Origin of the sequence: Rhodococcus sp. Q1, assembly GCF_004153645.1 — a bacterium.
GTDB classification, from domain to species: domain Bacteria; phylum Actinomycetota; class Actinomycetes; order Mycobacteriales; family Mycobacteriaceae; genus Rhodococcus; species Rhodococcus gordoniae.
Map to the genome: position 1 here is coordinate 35,769 of NZ_SDMJ01000015.1, position 19,176 is coordinate 54,944.

At 70.1% G+C, this 19,176-nt stretch carries 18 protein-coding genes, 1 tRNA gene and 1 pseudogene; all 20 read right to left on the reverse strand.

Features of this window, described 5'->3' with window-relative positions; translation table 11 throughout:
* Positions 1–2: 2 nt before the first annotated feature.
* Positions 3–419: a VOC family protein gene (locus EQ874_RS22545; RefSeq protein WP_016935029.1), complete on the reverse strand. Its 417-nt coding sequence runs from the start codon at positions 417–419 to the stop codon at positions 3–5.
* Between the two features lie 143 nt (positions 420–562).
* A complete protein-coding gene (locus tag EQ874_RS22550; RefSeq protein ID WP_064065448.1) occupies positions 563–763 on the reverse strand; it encodes a hypothetical protein in 201 nt (66 codons plus the stop codon).
* Positions 764–933: 170 nt separating this feature from the next.
* Positions 934–1,007 (reverse strand) — tRNA-Pro (locus EQ874_RS22555).
* A gap of 100 nt (positions 1,008–1,107) precedes the next feature.
* Positions 1,108–2,538 carry a ribosome biogenesis GTPase Der gene (gene der, locus EQ874_RS22560; protein ID WP_064065447.1) on the reverse strand — a complete coding sequence of 477 codons (1,431 nt, stop codon included), beginning with the start codon at positions 2,536–2,538 and terminating at the stop codon, positions 1,108–1,110.
* A complete protein-coding gene (gene cmk / locus EQ874_RS22565; RefSeq protein ID WP_129978258.1) occupies positions 2,535–3,197 on the reverse strand; it encodes a (d)CMP kinase in 663 nt (220 codons plus the stop codon). Before cmk ends, der begins: the two co-directional genes overlap by 4 nt.
* A gap of 32 nt (positions 3,198–3,229) precedes the next feature.
* Positions 3,230–4,396 (reverse strand): pseudouridine synthase, encoded by a 1,167-nt coding sequence (locus EQ874_RS22570; RefSeq protein WP_207213613.1) that lies wholly within the window; start codon positions 4,394–4,396, stop codon positions 3,230–3,232.
* A gap of 10 nt (positions 4,397–4,406) precedes the next feature.
* Positions 4,407–5,039 carry an SMC-Scp complex subunit ScpB gene (gene scpB, locus EQ874_RS22575; RefSeq protein WP_129978259.1) on the reverse strand — a complete coding sequence of 211 codons (633 nt, stop codon included), beginning with the start codon at positions 5,037–5,039 and terminating at the stop codon, positions 4,407–4,409.
* 77 nt (positions 5,040–5,116) lie between these two features.
* Positions 5,117–5,938, reverse strand: coding sequence for a segregation/condensation protein A (locus tag EQ874_RS22580; protein ID WP_242496894.1), 822 nt, complete (start codon positions 5,936–5,938; stop codon positions 5,117–5,119).
* 74 nt (positions 5,939–6,012) lie between these two features.
* Complete coding sequence (locus EQ874_RS22585) at positions 6,013–6,966, reverse strand: ParA family protein (RefSeq protein WP_064065445.1); 954 nt, start codon at positions 6,964–6,966, stop codon at positions 6,013–6,015.
* A gap of 164 nt (positions 6,967–7,130) precedes the next feature.
* Positions 7,131–8,102 carry a site-specific tyrosine recombinase XerD gene (gene xerD, locus EQ874_RS22590; RefSeq protein WP_064065444.1) on the reverse strand — a complete coding sequence of 324 codons (972 nt, stop codon included), beginning with the start codon at positions 8,100–8,102 and terminating at the stop codon, positions 7,131–7,133.
* 3 nt (positions 8,103–8,105) lie between these two features.
* The gene (locus tag EQ874_RS22595) at positions 8,106–8,732 is read right to left on the reverse strand and encodes an NUDIX hydrolase (protein ID WP_064065443.1); all 627 of its coding nucleotides are present in this window, start codon (positions 8,730–8,732) and stop codon (positions 8,106–8,108) included.
* 5 nt (positions 8,733–8,737) lie between these two features.
* Positions 8,738–10,489, reverse strand: coding sequence for a CTP synthase (locus EQ874_RS22600; protein WP_129978255.1), 1,752 nt, complete (start codon positions 10,487–10,489; stop codon positions 8,738–8,740).
* Positions 10,490–10,671: 182 nt separating this feature from the next.
* Positions 10,672–11,622, reverse strand: a complete 951-nt coding sequence (locus EQ874_RS22605) for a copper transporter (RefSeq protein WP_064065459.1) — start codon at positions 11,620–11,622, stop codon at positions 10,672–10,674.
* On the reverse strand, positions 11,619–12,803 hold the full coding sequence (steA, locus tag EQ874_RS22610; protein WP_129978256.1) for a putative cytokinetic ring protein SteA: 1,185 nt from the start codon (positions 12,801–12,803) through the stop codon (positions 11,619–11,621). The genes EQ874_RS22605 and steA overlap by 4 nt, the downstream gene beginning before the upstream one ends.
* 84 nt (positions 12,804–12,887) lie before the next feature.
* Positions 12,888–14,657, reverse strand: coding sequence for a DNA repair protein RecN (recN, locus tag EQ874_RS22615; protein ID WP_016934152.1), 1,770 nt, complete (start codon positions 14,655–14,657; stop codon positions 12,888–12,890).
* Positions 14,657–15,601, reverse strand: coding sequence for an NAD kinase (locus EQ874_RS22620; RefSeq protein ID WP_016934151.1), 945 nt, complete (start codon positions 15,599–15,601; stop codon positions 14,657–14,659). Before EQ874_RS22620 ends, recN begins: the two co-directional genes overlap by 1 nt.
* Complete coding sequence (locus EQ874_RS22625; RefSeq protein ID WP_016934150.1) at positions 15,598–16,422, reverse strand: TlyA family RNA methyltransferase; 825 nt, start codon at positions 16,420–16,422, stop codon at positions 15,598–15,600. The genes EQ874_RS22620 and EQ874_RS22625 overlap by 4 nt, the downstream gene beginning before the upstream one ends.
* 1 nt (position 16,423) lies before the next feature.
* The gene (locus EQ874_RS22630; RefSeq protein WP_016934149.1) at positions 16,424–16,654 is read right to left on the reverse strand and encodes a hypothetical protein; all 231 of its coding nucleotides are present in this window, start codon (positions 16,652–16,654) and stop codon (positions 16,424–16,426) included.
* 52 nt (positions 16,655–16,706) lie between these two features.
* A complete protein-coding gene (locus EQ874_RS22635) occupies positions 16,707–17,738 on the reverse strand; it encodes an HAD-IIA family hydrolase (RefSeq protein ID WP_207213614.1) in 1,032 nt (343 codons plus the stop codon).
* Positions 17,735–18,514: pseudogene (locus tag EQ874_RS23335) on the reverse strand (hypothetical protein); the annotation flags it as partial. The gene EQ874_RS22635 and the pseudogene EQ874_RS23335, both read right to left, overlap by 4 nt.
* Positions 18,515–19,176: the final 662 nt, after the last annotated feature.

Genomic DNA, 19,176 nt, shown 5'->3' on the forward strand with positions numbered 1-19,176 from the left:
GTTCAGCCCTGCTGGTCGCCGATGCTGACCATCCACGCGATTCCGAAGCGGTCGGTGCACATACCGAACAGATCTCCCCACGGGGCACGTTCGAGTGGCATGTCGACGCGACCACCTTCGCTCAGCGCGTCCCACCAGCCGCGGAGCACGCTCTCGTCGTCCCCGCTGAGCGACAGCGAGAAGTTCGTGCCGGGCGAGTAGTCCACGCCGTTCGGGGTGTCCGAGGCCATGAGCACGAAGCCGCGGTCGGTGGTGAGCATCGAGTGCATCACCTTGTCGTCCTCGCTCGGATCGTCCGAGGCGTGCATGTCGGCGAACCTGCTCACCGCCAGTTCACCGCCGAAGACCGATCGGTAGAACTCCATGGCTTCGCGCGCGGAATCGCGGAATGCGAGATAGGGATTGAATCGAGTGGTCATCGTGGTCCTTTCGCGGGTGCGGTAGGGCGCGCTCGGCGCCCTACCGGTAGTGACCGTCCGCCGACGCACTTCTCATCGTGAGGGGTGCGTCCCGGATCCGGGAGCGTTCGGTGCGCTCGCCCGCTTCACATGTGACGCCCCGCTCAGAACGGCGCGCACCCCGGCAGGAAGGCGCCGGCATCGCCGGCACTGAGCGTCCCGTAGGTCAGAAGGGACCGGAGCAGACACTGCGGGTTGCCGAAGTATCCGGCGGAACCGGTGTCCGCTGCGGCGGTAGAGGATCCCCCGAGTACGAGTCCTGCCGCCGCGGCCGTCACGAACGCACTCCTGGCGAGTTTCTTCATCCTGTTGCTCCCCCTTGCACGACGCGCCGGACCATCCGGCGCGCGAGACGAACCTAGAGGATTCGTCGGGGGTGGGCCAGGTCGCATTCCGTCGTCACCGGCGTCGGGTGTGAAGGCGCGTCCGCGAACGAGAAAACCCCTTCCGACCGAAGTCGGAAGGGGTTTCGCTGTCGGGCTGACAGGATTTGAACCTGCGACCACTTGACCCCCAGTCAAGTGCGCTACCAAGCTGCGCCACAGCCCGTCCGCGCTCTCTCCGAGCGCTCTCAGAGATTACAACAGGAACGGACCGAAACACTAATCGGCTGGTCAGCGCGTTTTCGCGACCGGACGCCGTCGCGGGTTCACTTCCGGCGGTCGCGCTTCTCCCGCACCCGCACCGAGATCCGCACGGGGCTGCCGTCGAAGCCGAACTCCTCACGCAGGCGACGCTCGAGGAAGCGGCGGTAGCCGGCCTCGAGGAAGCCCGTGGTGAACAGCACGAAGGTCGGGGGCCGGGTGGCTGCCTGGGTGGCGAACAGCACACGGGGCAGGCGACCACCGCGCATCGGCGGCGGAGTCGCAGCCACGACCTCCTTGAGCCACGAGTTCAAGCGTCCCGTGGAGATGCGCTTGTCCCACGACTCGAGCGCGGTCTCCATCGCCGGGACGAGCTTCTGCACGGCTCGACCGGTCTTGGCGGAGATGTTCACGCGCGACGCCCACGGCACCCGCAGCAGGTCGCGGTCGATCTCGCGGCCGAGCTCGTAGCGACGATCCTCATCGACGAGATCCCACTTGTTGAACGCGATCACCAGGGCACGACCCGATTCGACGACCATCGTGATCACCCGCTGGTCCTGCTCGGTGATCGGTTGCGAGGCGTCGATGAGCAGCACCGCCACCTCGGCCGCGTCGATCGCGCCGCGCGTGCGCAGCGACGCGTAGAACTCCGCTCCGGAGGCGTGTGTGACCCGCTTGCGCAGACCGGCGGTGTCGACGAACCGCCACGGCTTGCCGCCGAGTTCGACAATCGAGTCCACCGGGTCGACGGTGGTGCCGGCGACATCGTGCACCACCGAGCGTTCGTCCCCGGCGAGCTTGTTCAGCAGGCTCGACTTGCCGACGTTCGGCTTGCCCACCAGGGCGACCCGGCGGGGTCCTTCGCCGCCGGAACCCTCGCGGGGGGTGGCGGGCAACTTGGCGAGCAGCTCGTCGAGCAGATCGCCGGTGCCGCGCCCGTGGGTGGCCGACACCGAATACGGCTGGCCGAGCCCGAGCGACCACAACGTCGCGGCCTCGGATTCGACGCGGTCGTCGTCGACCTTGTTCGCGACCAGCAGCACCGGCGTCTTCGAGCGGCGCAGCACCTTCGCGACCGCCTCGTCGACGCTGGTGGCGCCGACGGTGGCGTCGACCACGACGAGGATCGCGTCGGCGGTACGCATGGCGACCTCGGCCTGGCGGGCCACGGACTGCTGCATGCCCTTCGCGTCGGGTTCCCACCCGCCGGTGTCCTGCACCATGAACCGCCGGCCGTTCCACGACGCCTCGTACGAGACGCGGTCCCGGGTGACGCCGGGGACATCCTCGACGACGGCTTCGCGTCGGCCGATGATGCGGTTGACCAGAGTGGACTTGCCGACATTGGGTCGGCCGACCACGGCGACGGTCGGGACCGGAACGAACTCCTCGAGCTCGTTGCCGTCGGCGAACTCGACATCCCAGTCGGCTTCCTCCGACCAGGTGCCGTCGCCGGCGAAACCGGTGTAATCGGTGCTCACGTCGTCGCTCACAGCTTCGCTCCAGTCTGCTCGGCGACCACCGCGAGCAGCGCGGCGATCACCTCGTCGATGTTCATGTCGCTGGTGTCCACGACGACCGCATCGTCCGCCGCGCGCAGCGGCGACACCGCGCGGGTGGAGTCGAGGTGGTCACGGCGCTGCACCGCAGCAAGGACCGCCTCGTAGTCGTCGCCGCGACCCTCGGCGATGTTCTGGTTGTTGCGCCGGTGCGCGCGGGCCTCCGCCGAGGCGGTGAGGAAGATCTTCACATCGGCCTCGGGGAAGACGACCGTGCCGATGTCGCGTCCTTCGACCACGACGCGGTGCTCGGCGCGCCCGAGACGCTGCTGCGCCTCGACGAGCTGGGTGCGCACCTCGGGGACCGCGGAGACCGCGGAGACCGCGGCCGTGACCTCGGCGCCGCGGATGATCTCGCGCACGTCGTCCCCGTCGAGCCGGATGTCCTCGACGGTGGGATCGGTGCCGATCGACCACGGCAGATCGGCGGTGGCCGCGGCGATCGCGGCCGGATCGGTCAGGTCGGTACCGCGGCGCAGAGCGTGCAACGTCGCGATGCGGTACATCGCCCCCGTGTCGAGGTAGGCGGCACCGAGATGCTGCGCGAGACGCTTGGAGACGGTGGACTTGCCGGTGCCGGACGGTCCGTCCATCGCGACGATCAACGCGTCGGCCGGTGCGCCGGTCACAGCTTCACCGCCTGGTACAAACCGCCGACCTCGTTGCGGCCGAGGACACGGAGAGTGCCGGGACGTTGGTCGCCGAGCGCGACGGGGCCGATGTTGGTGCGCACGAGCCGGATCACGGGATGACCGACGGCGTCGAGCAGACGTCGCACGATGTGCTTGCGGCCCTCGTGCAGCACGAGCCGCACCAGCGACTGGCCTTCGTGGACCTCGAGCAACGCGAACTCGTCGACCGAGGCAGGCCCGTCCTCGAGTTCGATACCGGCCTTGAGCTGCTTGCCGACGCCGCGCGCGAGCACACCCTTGACGGTCGCCAGGTAGGTCTTGGGGACCTCGTAGGACGGGTGCATGAGCCGGTGCGCGAGTTCACCGTCGTTGGTGAGCAGCAGCAGACCTTCGGTGTCGGCGTCGAGACGACCGACGTGGAACAGGCGCTGCCCGGCGGCGACGCGTTCGGAGACGATGTCGCCGACACAGGGACGACCGAGATCGTCGGACATCGTGGACTGCCAGCCGCGCGGTTTGTTCAGCACGAGATGCACGAGATCCTTGTTGACGACGACGCGGACGCCGTCGACCCGGATCACGGCGTTCTCCGGGTCCACGCGCAGGCCCTGCTCGACGACGATGTTGCCGTCGACCTCGACGCGACCTGCGGCGATGAGTTCCTCGGCTGCGCGGCGCGAGGCGACGCCGGCCTGGGCGAGCACCTTCTGCAGCCGCACGCCTTCACCGGCGGGCAGCTGGGCCGGGCCGGCTTCGCGGTGCTGGTGACGCGCGGGGCGAGCGTTGCTCACGGTCGGAACGACGCGCTGTGCGGCGCGCTTGGCGGCAGGCTTGGAGGGCTTGCCGGTCGAGGTGCCCTTGCGGTGCGGTTTGCGACCGGCGGCCGGCTGGGCGGGATTGCGGCCTCCGGCCGACTGAGCCGGATTGCGGCTGGCGGCCGACTGACCGGGAGTGGCCCGGCGATCGGAACGGGGTGAGTCGGTGCGCTCCCCCGTACGGGGAGCCCCTGCGCGCCCCGAACGCGGGGATTCGGTGCGTCCTCCGGAACGCGGGGATTCGGTGCGTCCCGAGCGGGAGGCCCCGGCATTGCGCGTAGTCGCGCTGCGGGGATTGCTTCTTCTACGATCCGGTGTGCCATCACGGCGAGCGGGTGTATTCACTTGATTCCTGTCAGTTCTCTGGATCGAACTCCGCGGGCGAGAGAGTCTCGGGACGCGCGTTCCTATCCATTCTCTCAAATCGTGGGTCCGACTCGAGACTGTCGGCGATGTCGTCGATCACATCGACATCGGGCAGAAGCGGCGCAACGGGCGGAAGATCCTGCAGAGATGCCAGGCCGAGGCGCTCGAGAAACAACTCGGTGGTGACATAGAGCGTGCCACCGGTGTCGGGATCGGTGCCGGCTTCGGCGATCAGATCGCGGGCGAGCAGCGTGCGCATCACCCCGTCGACGTTGACGCCGCGCACCGCGCCGACACGGCTGCGGGTGACCGGCTGCCGATAGGCGATCACGGCGAGAGTCTCGAGTGCGGCGCGGGTGAGTTTGGTGCGGGCGCCACCCTGCAGCAACTTCTCGACATACGGCGCGAAATCGCGACGGGTGTAGAAGCGCCATCCGTCGCCCGCATACCGCAGGTCGATGCCGGATCCACGCGCGGTGAGGTCCTGCGCGAGACGTCGCAGCGCGGCCTCGGCCCGGTCGGCGGTGACCCCGATGGCGGCGGCGAGCTGCTCGGTGGGTGCGGGGGTGTCGACGACGAGCAGCAGCGCTTCGAGGGCCGCGGTGAGTTCGTCGTCGGCGATGTCGAGAAGCTCACCGTCCCATGCACGCTCCTGCGCGGCGGTGTCGCCTGCACGCTCGTGCTCGACGGCGTCGTCGCTCACCCGTAGTCCTCCTCGAAATCGACGGCGTCGTCGGTCTCCCCCGTCCACGCGACCTGCAGGTGCCCCAGCGGATCGGGTTGCTCGAAGGTGACGGCGCGTTCGCGGTACAACTCGAGCAATGCCAGGAACCGGGCGACGACGAGCAGCCCATGGTCGCAATCGGCGACGAGTTCGTCGAAACCGACCCGGACGCCGGCGCCGCGGGAGCGGAGCAAGCCCAGGATGTGGGCGGCCTGCTCGGGAACCGACACCTTCGGGGTGTGCAGGTGGTCGAGGCCGACGGTGGGGGGTGGTTTCGGCCGGAAGGCGGCGGCGGCGATCTCGGCGAAGCGCTGCGGGTCGACGCCGAGCACGACCTCGGGCACCAGATTCTCGAAACGGTCCTCGAGGGACACCGCGCGTGGATAGCGGCGCAGGGCGGCGGCCTCGAACGCGGCGAACTGTTCGGCGATCTGCTTGTAGGCGCGGTACTGCAGTAGTCGCGCGAACAGCAGGTCGCGGGCCTCGAGGAGCGCGAGATCCTCGGGATCGTCGACCTCACCGGCGGGCAGCAGCCGCGCGGCCTTGAGATCGAGCAGGGTCGCGGCGACGACCAGGAACTCGGTGGTCTGGTCGAGGCCGAGTTCGGGTCCGAGCTTGCGGGTGTAGGCGATGAAGTCGTCGGTGACCTCGTGGAGGGCGACCTCGGTGACGTCGAGTCGCCGCTGCGAGATGAGGGTCAGCAGCAGGTCGAACGGGCCCTCGAAGTTGCGCAGGCGTACGCGGAACCCCGAGGTGGTCTCCACCTCCGCAGGTGTCGGCCGGCCGGGTTCCTCCAGGACCCCCGCGTCGGCTCCCGCTTCGGGTGCCGTGCCGGTGTCCGCGGTGTCGTGAACGGGAGCGTGCACGGAACTCAGCGACCGCTCCGGTGGATGACTTCCCGTGCAAGGGCGCGGTACGACTCGGCGCCGGCGGAGGCGGGCGCCCAGCGAGTGATGGGTTCACCCGCGACGCTGGTCTCGGGGAACTTCACGGTGCGGTTGATGACGGCATCGTAGACGAGGTCGCCGAAGACCTCCACGACCCGGGACATCACCTCGCGTCCGTGCAGAGTGCGCGAGTCGAACATGGTGACGAGGATGCCCGCGACGGCGAGCTTCGGGTTCAGCCGGTCGCGGACCTTGGCGACGGTGTCGTTGAGCAGCGCCAGGCCGCGCAGGCTGAAGAACTCGCATTCCATGGGGATGAGCACCGAATCGGCGCAGGCGAGCGCGTTGACGGTGAGCAGCCCCAGCGACGGCTGGCAGTCGACGAGGATGTAGTCGTAGCGGTCGAGCATCGGGTACAGCGCCCGTCCGAGGGCCTGTTCGCGGCCGACTTCGGAGACGAGCTGGATCTCCGCCGCGGACAGGTCGATGTTGCTCGGCAGCAGGTCGAGGTTCTCGACATGGGTGCGTACGAGCACGTCGTCGGTGGAGACCCGCGGTTCGACGAGCAGGTTGTGCACGGTGAGATCGAGATCGTGGTGGGCGACACCGAGTCCGGCGGACAGCGCGCCCTGCGGATCGAGGTCGACGAGCAGGACGCGGCGCCCGTATTCGGCGAGGGACGCCCCGAGGTTGATGGTCGAGGTGGTCTTGCCGACCCCGCCCTTCTGATTGCACATCGCGATGATGCGAGCCGGTCCGTGGGTGGACAGCGGCACCGGTTCCGGGACGGGTCGGCGTGGCCGGCCGGTCGGTCCGAGCTCGGGCTCGTCCGTGGTTCCGGCGGTGGTGGTCGGCTCGCTGGTGGACGTTCTGTCGGCGTCCTCGCGGCCGATTGCGTCGACCGGGACGGTGTTCGACCGGAGGTGCTCCGGCTCCATGTATGTGGCGGGTGGCCGAGGTGTGCCCACGTTCGGTACTCCCCCTGTCTTGCGACCCAGATGTTCTCTCGTCGATCCGTCGGGTGGCCCGGCGGCTCTTCCCCGGAACGCTACCGCTTCGTCGGCAGGATCACCGCACGGACACGCGTCCGTCGCGGAGCCGGTCATCGTGCCCGGGGATGCGCCTGTGCCCATACCTCTCGGAGGGCACCGGCGGTGACCAGGGTGTATATCTGCGTGGTCGTCACAGAAGCATGCCCGAGTAACTCCTGTACCACACGTACGTCGGCGCCGCCGTCGAGCAGGTGGGTCGCGAACGAGTGGCGCAGGGTGTGCGGGGAGACACCGACGTCCACTCCGGCGCGTTCGGCGGCGGTCTGCAGTACCTTCCACGCACTCTGCCGCGACAGGCGTCCACCGCGCGCGTTCAGGAAGACCGCGGCGGTGCGGCCGGTCGCCAGCGTCGGCCGTCCGCGCACGAGATAGGCGTCGAGCGCGCCGAGCGCCGGCCGCCCGACCGGCACGAGCCGCTGTTTGCCGCCCTTGCCGCGCAGCAGCACCGTGCGCGATTCGGTGTCGAGGTCGTCGACGTCGAGCCCGACGGCCTCGGAGATGCGGGCGCCGGTGGAGTACAGCAGTTCGAGCAGCGCCCGGTCGCGCAGGTCGCGGGGAGCGTCGGCCTCGGGTGCGGCGGCCTCGAGGATCGCGGTGACCTGGTCGACGGTCAGCGCCTTGGGCAGACGGCGTCCGGGTGCCGGTGGTTTGACGGTGCGAGCGACGTCGACGGGGGTCTGACCTTCGGCGGCGGCGAAACGGTGCAGGCCGCGCACGGCGATCAGGGCGCGGGCGGCGGAGCTCGCCGCGAGCGCCGGGCGGTTCCGTTCCGGATCACCGCGGCGCAGACTCGCGGCGAAATCGCTGATGTGGTGTTCGTGGACGTCCGCAAGATCGCCGACATGCACGTCGGTGAGGTGTTCCATGTAGCGCAGCAGATCGCGCCGGTAGGAGGCGAGCGTGTTCGCCGCTACCCCTCGTTCGACGGTCAGGTGCGCCAGATAGGCGTCGAGTTGCCCGGTGAGTGTCGGGGACGGCTGCGGAGCGACCTGCGTGGCCGGACGCTCCTCACCGGGCAGCACCGCTCACCCCTCCGCGCGGGTGCGGGCGAAGGTGGTGGGCCGGTCCGGCCACGGCGCGTCCGGTGTGCGGGTCGCGGTGCCGGTCGCGCGGGTGGTCGCGAACGCGAGGAGACCGGACACTGCGGTGGCGTTGACGATCTCCCCGCCCAGCACCATCGACACGGCCTGGTCGACGGGGACGCGGCGGACCTCGAGATCGGCCTCCTCGTGCTCCGGATCCGGCCGGTCGACCTCGCTCAGGCCGCGGGCGGCGAAGACGCGCACGGCTTCGTCGGTGAATCCGGGTGAGAGCGCGATGTCGACGAGGAGCTCCCAGTCGGCGGCGGCCAGACCGGTCTCCTCGGCGAGTTCGCGGCGGGCGGCGTCGAGGGGATCCTCCCCAGGTGCGTCGAGCAGCCCGGCGGGAAGTTCCCACAGGCGCCGGCCGAGCGGATGCCGGTACTGGTGTACGAGCACCACCCGGTCCTGCTCGTCGACGGCCACGACCGCCACCGCGCCGTGATGTTCGACCACTTCACGTTCGGCGGTGTGCCCGTCGGGCATCGCCACGTCGTCGACGCGCAGCGACACGATGGCACCCGTGTAGATCCGCCGGCTCGCCAGGGTGCGGAAGTCGTGTCGCTGCGCCATGTCGACTACTCGGCGTCGCCGGCGGCGGACGTCGACGCGGCCGTGGCGGTTTCCTCGGCAGCGGTGTTCTCACCGTGGATTTCGACCGGGAGCCGCTCGGCCGCCTTGTACTGCAGTGCTGCGGCGACGAGGCCGGAGAACAGCGGGTGCGGGCGGGTGGGCCGGCTCTTGAGCTCCGGGTGCGCCTGGGTGGCGACGAAGAACGGATGCGTGGCGGCCGGGTACTCGACGAACTCGACGAGACGCCCGTCCGGGGAGGTCCCGGAGAACACCAGACCGGACTTGGCGATCTTGTCGCGGTAGGCGTTGTTGACCTCGTAGCGGTGCCGGTGCCGCTCGGAGACCTGCTCGCTGCCGTAGGCCTTGGCGACGACCGAGCCCTTCTTCAGCACGGCGGGGTAGGCACCGAGACGCATGGTGCCGCCGAGATCGGCCTCGCCCGCGACCGCCTGTTCCTGGTCGGCCATCGTGGAGATGACCGGGGCGGTGGTGTCGGGATCGAACTCGGTGGACGACGCGTCGTCGATGCCCACCGAGCGGGCGGCCTCGATGACGACGCACTGCAGACCCAGGCACAGGCCGAGCAGCGGGATCTTGCGGGTACGCGCGAAGCGGATCGCGCCGAGCTTGCCCTCGATGCCGCGGATACCGAAACCGCCGGGGATCAGCACCGCGTCGACGTCGCCGAGATGCTTCTCGGCGCCGGCCTCGGTTTCGCACTCGTCGGAGGCGACCCAGCGGATCTTGACCTTCGCTCGGTGCGCGAAACCGCCGGCGCGCAACGCCTCGGTGACCGACAGGTAGGCGTCGGGCAGGTCGATGTACTTGCCGACGAGAGCGACGTCGACGGTCTCGCGGGGGTTGTGGACCCGCTCGAGCAGGTTGCCCCATACCGTCCAGTCGACGTCGCGGAAGGGCAGGCCGAGCTGACGCACGACGTAGGCGTCGAGACCTTCGCTGTGCAGCACCTTCGGGATGTCGTAGATGCTCGGCGCGTCGGGGCAGGAGATGCAGCCGGCAACGTCGACGTCGCACATCAGCGAGATCTTGGCCTTGAGCGAGGCCGGAACGTCGCGGTCGCAGCGCAGCACGAGGGCGTCGGGCTGGATGCCGATGTTGCGCAGCGCGGCCACCGAGTGCTGGGTGGGCTTGGTCTTCAGCTCACCGGACGGGCCGAGATAGGGCACGAGCGAGACGTGCAGGAAGAAGCAGTTCTCGCGACCGACCTCGTGCCGGACCTGGCGGGCGGCCTCGAGGAACGGCTGGGATTCGATGTCGCCGACGGTGCCGCCGATCTCGGTGATCACCACGTCCGGGACCTGGCCCTCGGCGTCCGGGGCGGCCATGGCGAGGATGCGGCGCTTGATCTCGTCGGTGATGTGCGGGATGACCTGCACGGTGTCGCCGAGATATTCACCGCGTCGTTCCTTGGCGATGACCGTGGAGTACACCTGGCCGGTGGTGACATTGGCGTCGGCGGACAGGTCCCGGTCGAGGAAGCGCTCGTAGTGACCGACGTCGAGGTCGGTCTCGGCACCGTCCTCGGTGACGAAGACCTCGCCGTGCTGGAACGGATTCATCGTGCCGGGGTCGACATTGAGGTACGGGTCGAGCTTCTGCATCGTCACGCGCATGCCGCGTGCGGTGAGCAGAGTGCCCAGGCTCGACGCTGTGAGCCCCTTGCCGAGCGAGGATGCGACGCCCCCGCTGACGAAGATGTGCTTGGTAGGGGTACGCGAGTGGCGTGACTGTGGCAAAGAAGCTCCCGTGACGTCAGGTGCAGGACTTTTGGACTGATGCGATACAGCTGGGGCCTGCCGACCCACGGAACTTCACGGTAACACCTCCGCGGGCCGGCGCGTACCCGACTCGCGGGTGCGGACCGCCGGTGCAATCGACGTCACAGGCCCGTCCCGGATCGGGACGGCCGCGGCGACGCTCAGCGAGCCGGGGAACCGACCGTGACGGCGGTCGCGCTCGGACCGGTCCCGTACCGGCCGCTGCCGCCGTCGAACTGCTCGCGCAACGCGAGGACCGTCGTCAGGCGCCCCGATTCGCGGTCGAGGTTGTCCACCGTGGACAGGCCCGCGGCGAGCGCGGCATCGGCCCGCACCACCGCGATGGGTCCGTTGCCCTCCGCTGCCCCGGTGCGGCCTGCAAGGACCGCGCCGGCGCCGCGGCCGTCGACGACCCCGGCGAACCGGGCGATCAGCGACCCGCGGTTACCGCCGCGTTCGGCGTTGCCGCTGTGGTCGCCGGTGACGACGAGCGCGCTCTGGGCCGGGTCGATCCGGTCGTCCTCGTAGGTGACGAAACCGCCGCTGCGCAACGTGGTGAGCGCCAGGGCGCGTTCCTCCGGGGTGCTCCGCGGCCCGCCGGTGGCCGGGTCGACGAGCAGCACCGCGCCGAGCAGATCCCCGGCGAGGCTGCCCGGATCGACGGCGCCGGTCTGCAGTTCCACCCCGGCGGGCACGACGTTGGTGACGGTGGTGCGGAGTTGATCGGTTCCGGTCGCGTCGACGAACGAATCGGTCAGCGCGATCCGGGCGGTGACCCGGCCCCCCGCATCGCCGACAACCCGGACCACGGCGTCGACGTCCTCGGGTGCGGCGTCCGGGGTGGTCACCAGGAGGATCGTGCGGCCGAGGAGCTCGTCGCGCACGATGCGCGGGCCGACGGTGGAGTCGAAACCGTCGCCGGCGAGCAGTTGCGCCTCGAGCCGGCTGCTGTGGTCCTCGGCCTGCTGGACCTCCCGGCGCAGCTCCGCCTTGTCGTCACGCAGGCCGGTGACGACGCTGTCGGCCAGCAGCCCGGAGCCGAGCACGATCCCGACCGCCAGGGCCAGGAACACCGCCACCAGGGAAACGACGTGATGGCGCATCGAGATCACGCGCGCAGACCCCGAATCCACTCGACGGCGTTCTCCCACCACTGCCGGGCGAGTTCGACCACGTCGCCCCCGAGGTTGGACACCGCGAGCGCGGCGATCACGGCGATCAGGGCCGCGAAGACGAGCAGGGCGATCACCCCACCCGAGACCCGGCTGCGATAGAGGGTGGCCACGGCCTTCGCATCGACGAGTTTCGGGCCGACCTTCAGGCGGGTCATCACCGCCGACGGATTCGTGTCGCGGCGACCGTGGTCGAAGAATTCGTCGAGCGAGACGGTGCTGCCGACGGTCACCACCAGCGCCGCGCCGTGATGCTCGACGAGCAGCAACGCCAGGTCGGTGGGGGTGCCGACGGCAGGGAAGGTCATCGCGCCGATGCCGAGATCCTGAATGCGCTCGAGGCCCCGGGCGTGGCCGTCCGGGTCGGCGGGCAGCACCACTTCGGCTCCGGACTTGAGGGTGGAGGTACCGATCTCGTCGGGATCCCCGACGATCAGGTCGGGACGGTAGCCCGCCTTGGTGAGGCTGTCGGCGCCGGGACCGACACCCACCAGGATCGGCGAGTACTCCTTGATGAACGGCTTGAGGTCCTTGAGGTCCTGCACGTGCCCGGGACCGTCGGAGACGACGACCACGTGCCGGTCGCGCAGGTCGAGGTCGATGTCGGGGATACCGACGCCGTCGATGAGCAGCGGGCTCTCCGAGCGGATGAACTCGATGGTGTTGCCCGAGAACGCCTCGAGGTGGTCGACGAGCCCGGTCCGGGCCTCGATCATGCGGTCGGAGATCTCGATGTCGGTCTGCTCGTCGCCCTCGATGAGCAGCTTCTCCCCCGCGTACACCCCGCCTTCGTGCACCCGGACCTTCGCACCGTCCTTGATCTTCTTGAAGACCTCGGTGCCGACGTTGTCCACCAGCACGATGTCGTGCGCGACGATCACTTCGGGGCCGAGATTCGGGTACCGGCCCGAGATCGACGGGGACGCGTTGATCACCGCGGTGACACCCGCCTCGACGAGCGCGTCGGCGGTGACGCGATCGAGGTCGACGGCGTCGAGGACGACCACGTCGCAGGGACCGATCCGGCGCAGCAGCTTCGCGGTGTTCCTGTCGACCCGGGCAATGCCACTCACTCCGGGCAACGTTTCGTTGTTACGGGACAGCAGCGCCGGCATCTTCATGGAAGAGATGATGCGCCGGTATACGAGTGAGGTTGTGGAGGCGCGCCGGGAGGCGTGTGAACATCGACCCGGCGCTCCGGCGGTTCAGCCGGTGCGCTCGGCGTGGGCGACGGCGAGCAACTCTTCGGCGTGCGCACGCCCGGTTTCGGTGTCGTCGAGCCCGGCGAGCATGCGGGCCAGTTCGGTGACCCGCTCCTCCTCGCCGAGGGTACGCACCCCGCTGCTGATCACCCCGGCCCGGTCGTCGACCTTGTCGACGACGAGGTGGGTGTCGGCGAACGCCGCGACCTGCGGCAGGTGCGTGACCACGATGACCTGATGGGTGCGCGACAGGCGTGCGAGACGCCGACCGATCTCGACGGCGGCGCGGCCACCGACCCCGGCGTCGACCTCGTCGAAAACCATGGTGGCGCCGCGCTCGGAGCCGGCGAGCACCACTTCGAGGGCGAGCATGACGCGGGAGAGCTCACCGCCGGAAGCGCTGCGGGCGAGCGGGCGGGCCGGGGCGTCGCTGTGCGGGGCGAGCCGGAACTCCACCTCGTCGATCCCCGATTCGCCGGCGTGCAGCAGCCGGTCGCCGACCTGCAACGGTGCCGTGTCGCTCGCGGTCGCCGCGCGGTCGGCGATGTGCACGTCGAGGACGGCGCGCCCCATCGCGAGACCCGACAGTTCCTTGCTCACGGCCTTCGCCAGCTTGCCGGCGACCTTGTGCCGTGCCGTCGACAGAGCGGTGGCGGCTTCGGCGGTGGCGGCCGCTTCGGCCTCGACCTCGGCGGCAAGCTTGTCGATGGCCTCGGCGGAGACATCCAGACCGGACAGGCGCTCGCGGGCCTCGCGGGCCCATTCGAGCACTCCGTCGATGTCGGCGGCGTACTTACGGGTGAGGTTCTTCAGTTCCGCCTGCCGGTTGAGGAGCGTCTCGAGAGCGCTCGGGTCGGACGGCAGGTCGGACAGATAACCGGAGATGTCGGCGGTGACGTCGGTGACCACCGCGATCGCTTCACCGAGGCGGGGGCCGAGCTCACGCAGAGCGGGATCGTCGCTGCCTTCGAGCCGGGCGCGGGCCTCGCCGAGCAGGTCGAGCGCCGCAGAGTACGCGTCGGCATCGCCGTTGTCGTCGCCCGCGAGGGCGTCGTGCGCGACGGTGGCCGCCTCGCGCAGCGAGTCGAGATCGGACAGGCGCCGCACCTCGTCGACGATGCGGGTGTCCTCCCCCGGTTCGGGTGCGGCGCGGTCGATCTCGTCGAGCCCGAAGTGCAATCGGTCGGCCTCCTGCGCGAGTTCGCGTGACCGCTCGGTGCGTTCCTGCAGCTCGGCTCGGGCCTCGAGCCAGCGCCGCCGCCGCGTGCGGTAACGCTCGAGCAGACCGGCGACGGTCTTGCCCCCGAACCGGTCGAGCGCGGCGCGCTGTTCGTCGGGGCGCAGCAGCCGCAGCTGGTCGTTCTGCCCGTGCACGGTCAGCAGCGGGCCGGTGAAGTCCGACAGCACCCCCACCGGCACACTGCGCCCGCCGAGATGGGCGCGGGAGCGGCCGTCGCTGCCGACGGTGCGCACGGCGATGATGCTGCCGTCCTCGTCGCGCTGGGCGCCGGTGGCCTCGAGCAGTTCGGCGATCTGCCGTTCGATGTGGCTGGGCGCCGGTTCGATCTCGAAGCGCCCCTCCACCACGGCACGGCTCGCTCCGACCCGCACCCGGGACGGGTCGGCGCGCACCCCGGAGAGCAGGTGCAGGCTCGTCACGACCATCGTCTTACCGGCACCGGTCTCGCCGGTGAGCACTGTCAGACCCCCGTGGAAGCGTGCGTACGCCTCGGAGATCACACCCAGGTTGTCGATCCGGATCTCTGCGAGCATCAGAGTTTCCTTCCCCGCCAGCCCTTCACCGGAAGTTCGAACTTGCGCACCATCCGATCGGCGAACGGTGCCGAATCCAGCCGCACCCAGCGGACCGGATCGCATCCTCGCACGACTTCGAGCCGCGCACCGGCCGGGACGTCCAGGATTCGGCGGCCGTCGCAGAAGACCACCCCGTCGTGCCCACCGGCGAGGGTCTCGACGGCGATGATCGACTCGGGGCTGGTCACCAGCGGGCGCGCGAACAACGCGTGCGCGTTGCTCGGGATCACCAGCAGCGCTTCGAGTTCGGGCCACACGATCGGTCCGCCGGCCGAGAAGGCGTAGGCCGTCGATCCAGTCGGGGAGGCGACGAGAACGCCGTCGCAGCCGAAGGAGGAGACGGGACGGCCGTCGACCTCGAGAACCACCTCGAGCACCCCGAGCCGCGACTTGTTCTCGAGACTGGCCTCGTTCAACGCCCAGCCGCGGTCGAGGACCTCGTCGTCCATGCGCACGGTCACGTCGAGGGTCATGCGCTGTTCGACGCGGTATTCGCGGCGTACCACCTGCACGAGAGCTTCTTCGAGGTGTTCGGCCTCGGCCTCGGCGAGGAAGCCGATCCGGCCGAGGTTGATTCCGAGGACCGGCACCGCCGAATACTGCGCGAGTTCGGCGGCCCGCAGGAAGCTGCCGTCGCCGCCGAGGACGATCACCATCTCGCAGCCGGCGGCCGCTTCCGGGCCGGGTTCGACAACGCTGATGAAGCTGCCCGGCAGGGCGAGGACACCGAGTCCGTTGCTCACGGCCTCGTCGTCGAGGGTGCGCAGGCCGATGCCGGCCTCACCGAGGATCTTGGCGACCCTCAGCGCGGTGCCGGCGATCTCGTCGCGCCCCGAATGGGAGACCAGCAGGATCTCCCGGCCCGATCGCGCCGCATCGGTCGCGACGGTCTCTTCGCTCACTGTGGTCCTTCCTGCACCGCACGCTCGATCAATTCGATCACCGCCGGGTCGAGCTCTTCCGGCCCCGGTTCTCCGGCCCGCAGCCACAGGAAGTACTCGACGTTCCCGGACGGCCCGGGCAGCGGGCTCGCCACCGCTCCGAGGGTCCGCAGGCCCTGCCGCTGCGCTTCGCGCGCGACGTCGAGCACCGCCTCGGTGCGCAACGCCGGGTCGCGCACAACGCCGCCACTGCCGACTCGGTCCTTCCCCACCTCGAACTGGGGTTTGACCATCGGCAGCAGGTCGCCGCCCGGGGCGACGCAGGCCACGAACGCCGGCAACACCAGGTTCAGGGAGATGAACGACAGGTCGGCGACCACCAGGTCGACGCGTCCGCCGATCGTCTCGGCGTCGATGCTACGCACGTTTGTTCGATCGATCACATGGACACGCTCGTCGGACTGCAGCCGCCAGACCAGCTGGCCGTACCCGACGTCCACCGCGACGACCTCCGCGGCACCCTCGTGCAGCAGCACATCGGTGAAACCACCGGTCGACGCGCCGGCGTCGAGACAGCGGCGCCCCGCCACCTGCAGCCCCTCCGGCGTGAACGCCTCGAGAGCACCGAGGAGCTTGTGAGCGCCACGGGACGCCCAGGAGACCTCGTCGCTCACCTCGGTGACGATCAGCGGGGTGTTCGGTTCGACGGCGGTCGCCGGCTTGGAGGCCACGGTGCCCGCTATCAGCACCCGACCTGCGGCGATCAGTTCGCTGGCGTGCTCACGTGAGCGCGCCAGACCCCGCCGTACCAGTTCCGCGTCGACGCGTGCCCGGCGTGCCACGTCAGATCTTGTCCACGGTCGACAAGGCCTGCACGAGAACCTCGTGGGCACGTTCGAGCATCTCGGCCTGTTCGAGCAACACGGACTGGTCGGTGCTCGCGGCGTCGGCGGCGGGTGCGCCCTCCCGCACACGGGTCAGCAACGCGTCGACCTCTTCGCGGACGCGTGCGGGATCGACGGTGGGGCGCGTGCCGGGAAGGTGTTCGCCCGGACGTGGAATCGGCGTGCTCATCGCCGTCCACGCTAGTCGATGTGTGCGACCGCACCACACACTCCGGTGCGGATCAGACCGTCGCCGCCCACGCGTCCACGACGGAGCGCGCATGCGCGTCCAGCGGCCGGACCTGCCCGAAACCGGGGTTGGCCCAGGCGATGTCGAGAAGACCCCGCAGCGCCTCCATCGGATCGGCCGCCGATTGCGCGGCAGCGAGGTGAAGATCACCTCCGTCGACCCTGACGTCCCACGAGGTGTGCGGGGCGACGCGAAGCAGATCGGCGGGCTGATCGAGGCTCGCGAGTGAGGCCGCGACATAGGTCGGGCGCTGTTCGGCCGAGGCCCGCAGTAGATCGTCGACGGTGCTCACCCCGGTCAGCACGAGCAGGGAATCCGCACCCACGGCGTTGGCACCTTCGATGTCGGTGTCCAGCCGGTCGCCGACCACGAGGGGACGTCGGGCGCCTCCGCGACGGATCGCGTCCTCGAGAAGCGGAGCAGCAGGTTTACCCGCCACGATCGGGATCGCGCCGGTGGCGTTTCGCACCGCCGCGACCATCGACCCGTTGCCGAGGACGAGCCCGCGTTCGGTGGGCAGGGTCGAGTCGACGTTCGTGGCCACCCACAGGGCACCGGCACGGACGGCGAGCGTCGCCTCCGCGAGGATCGCCCATCCGGTATCCGGAGAATGCCCCTGCACCACGGCCACCGGACGCGTGTCCGCCGACCGGACCGGGGTGAGACCGACACCGGCCACCTCCTCGGCGAGGGCATCGGTTCCGACGACGAGCACCGGCGCGCCGGCCGGGAACCGCTCGGCGAGCAGGCGCGCGGCGGACTGCGAGCTCGTCACCACGGACGAATCCTCGGCCGGAAAGCCGAGTTCCCGCAGGTGCAACGCGACCTCCGAAGGCCGGCGGCTGGCGTTGTTCGTGACGTACAGAACGGTGTCGTCACCGGCCGCCAGCGCCTCCCGGGCACCCGGGACGGGTTCGGCGCCCCGGTAGACGGTGCCGTCGAGGTCCAGCAGCAGGACGTCGTAGATGCGACGCAGCGTGTCGCCGGAGGCGATGCCTGTGGCCGGCTCGGTGCCGTCGATCACGGCGTCTCTCCGGTGAGCTCCTCCACCCGCTCCTCGGCGTCGGTGACGCCTTCGATGTCCGCGGCTGCGGAGTGCAGGAACCACTGCAGGCCTTCTTCGGTCCGTCCGGCGGCCACGAGGGCGTCGGCGTAGGCATAGAAGAGGCGGGCTGCAGGCGTGCCGGTCCGGTCCGGATCGAGGTCGGGCGTCTGCAATGTGACGACAGCCTGGTCGTACTGACCGAGGTCCATGCGGGCACCGGCGAGGACGATGCGCAACTCGGCGGCGTCGTCGCCGGTCAGCTTGCGTGCATCGTCGCCGCGTCCCAGCTCGAGTGCCTTCTCGGGACGGCCGAGGCCACGTTCGCAATCGGCCATCACGGCGAGCAGTCCCGTACCACCGGACATGCGGCGCGCTGCACGGAGTTCGGACAGCGCCTCGGCCCACTCACCGGCGTGATACGCGGTGATGCCGGCGGCCTCGCGGACGACGGCGATGCGGCCGGCGCGCTGACGGGCGGCACGGGCATGGGAGAGCGCGGCACGGGGATCGTCGTCGAGCAGCCGACCGGCCATCACCAGATGCCGGGCGACGCTGTTCGCGTTCGACTTGTCCAGGCTCAGCAGGTCGCGGCGAATGGTCGGATCGAGCTCGGACGCCTCGACGTCGTCGGGCAGATCGGGTTCGTCCGGACGTGCGTCGCGGCGCTGCGGCGCGATGCCTTCGCGCCCACGGGACGGCCCGAATCCACCTTCACCACCGCGACGGCGGGGCGCACCCTCGCTGCGGGGGTCGCCGGACCGGGGTCCTCGGCGGTCACCGGTGTAGCCCCGGCTGTCGCCGCTACCACGCTGGTCGCCACCCCGCTGGTCACTACCGCGACGGTCGTCGCGATTGCCGTAGCTGCGCTCGCCGCGGGGACGGTCGCCGTACTGCCGACCGCGGTCGTCGCTGCGACCCGGACGATCCTCGCTGCGACGGGGGCGATCGTCGCCTCCGGAGCGTTCCCGGTAGGGACGGTCGCCGCGATCGGAACGGGCGTCGTCGCGGCCGCGATCGCGGCGGTCTCCGCCCTGGTAGGAGCGGCGGTCGTCGCCGTGCTGGGGACGACGATCGTCACCGCGCTGGGGACGACGGTCGTCGTCACGGCTGGACGAACGTCCGCCGGTTCCGTAGCCGCCCTGCCGGCGCTCGTCGCCGCGCCCGCGTTCGTCGCGGTCGCGCGGTGCACGCTCACCACGACTGTCGTCGGCGCGTTCGTCGCGCTCCTTCTTGCGGCCCGACCACGGAGTGGATCCTCCACTCCTGAAGGACCGACGTTCACCGTTGCCGTCGGACACAGAAAAATCCTCTCATGAAAACACGAAAGGGGACCCAAACGAGTGGGTCCCCTTTCGGAACGGGTGTTCGGCGGTGTCCTACTCTCCCACACCCTGTCGAGTGCAGTACCATCGGCGCA

Bases quoted from the DNA above. Each gene is read 5' to 3' on its own strand.
- EQ874_RS22550 (WP_064065448.1), bottom strand. From the start codon at position 763: ATGAAGAAACTCGCCAGGAGTGCGTTCGTGACGGCCGCGGCGGCAGGA.
- EQ874_RS22630 (WP_016934149.1), bottom strand. From the start codon at position 16,654: ATGAGCACGCCGATTCCACGTCCGGGCGAACACCTTCCCGGCACGCGC.
- EQ874_RS22545 (WP_016935029.1), bottom strand. From the start codon at position 419: ATGACCACTCGATTCAATCCCTATCTCGCATTCCGCGATTCCGCGCGC.
- recN (WP_016934152.1), bottom strand. From the start codon at position 14,657: ATGCTCGCAGAGATCCGGATCGACAACCTGGGTGTGATCTCCGAGGCG.
- EQ874_RS22585 (WP_064065445.1), bottom strand. From the start codon at position 6,966: ATGGAGCCGGAGCACCTCCGGTCGAACACCGTCCCGGTCGACGCAATC.
- cmk (WP_129978258.1), bottom strand. From the start codon at position 3,197: ATGGACGGACCGTCCGGCACCGGCAAGTCCACCGTCTCCAAGCGTCTC.
- EQ874_RS22595 (WP_064065443.1), bottom strand. From the start codon at position 8,732: ATGGCGCAGCGACACGACTTCCGCACCCTGGCGAGCCGGCGGATCTAC.
- steA (WP_129978256.1), bottom strand. From the start codon at position 12,803: ATGAAGATGCCGGCGCTGCTGTCCCGTAACAACGAAACGTTGCCCGGA.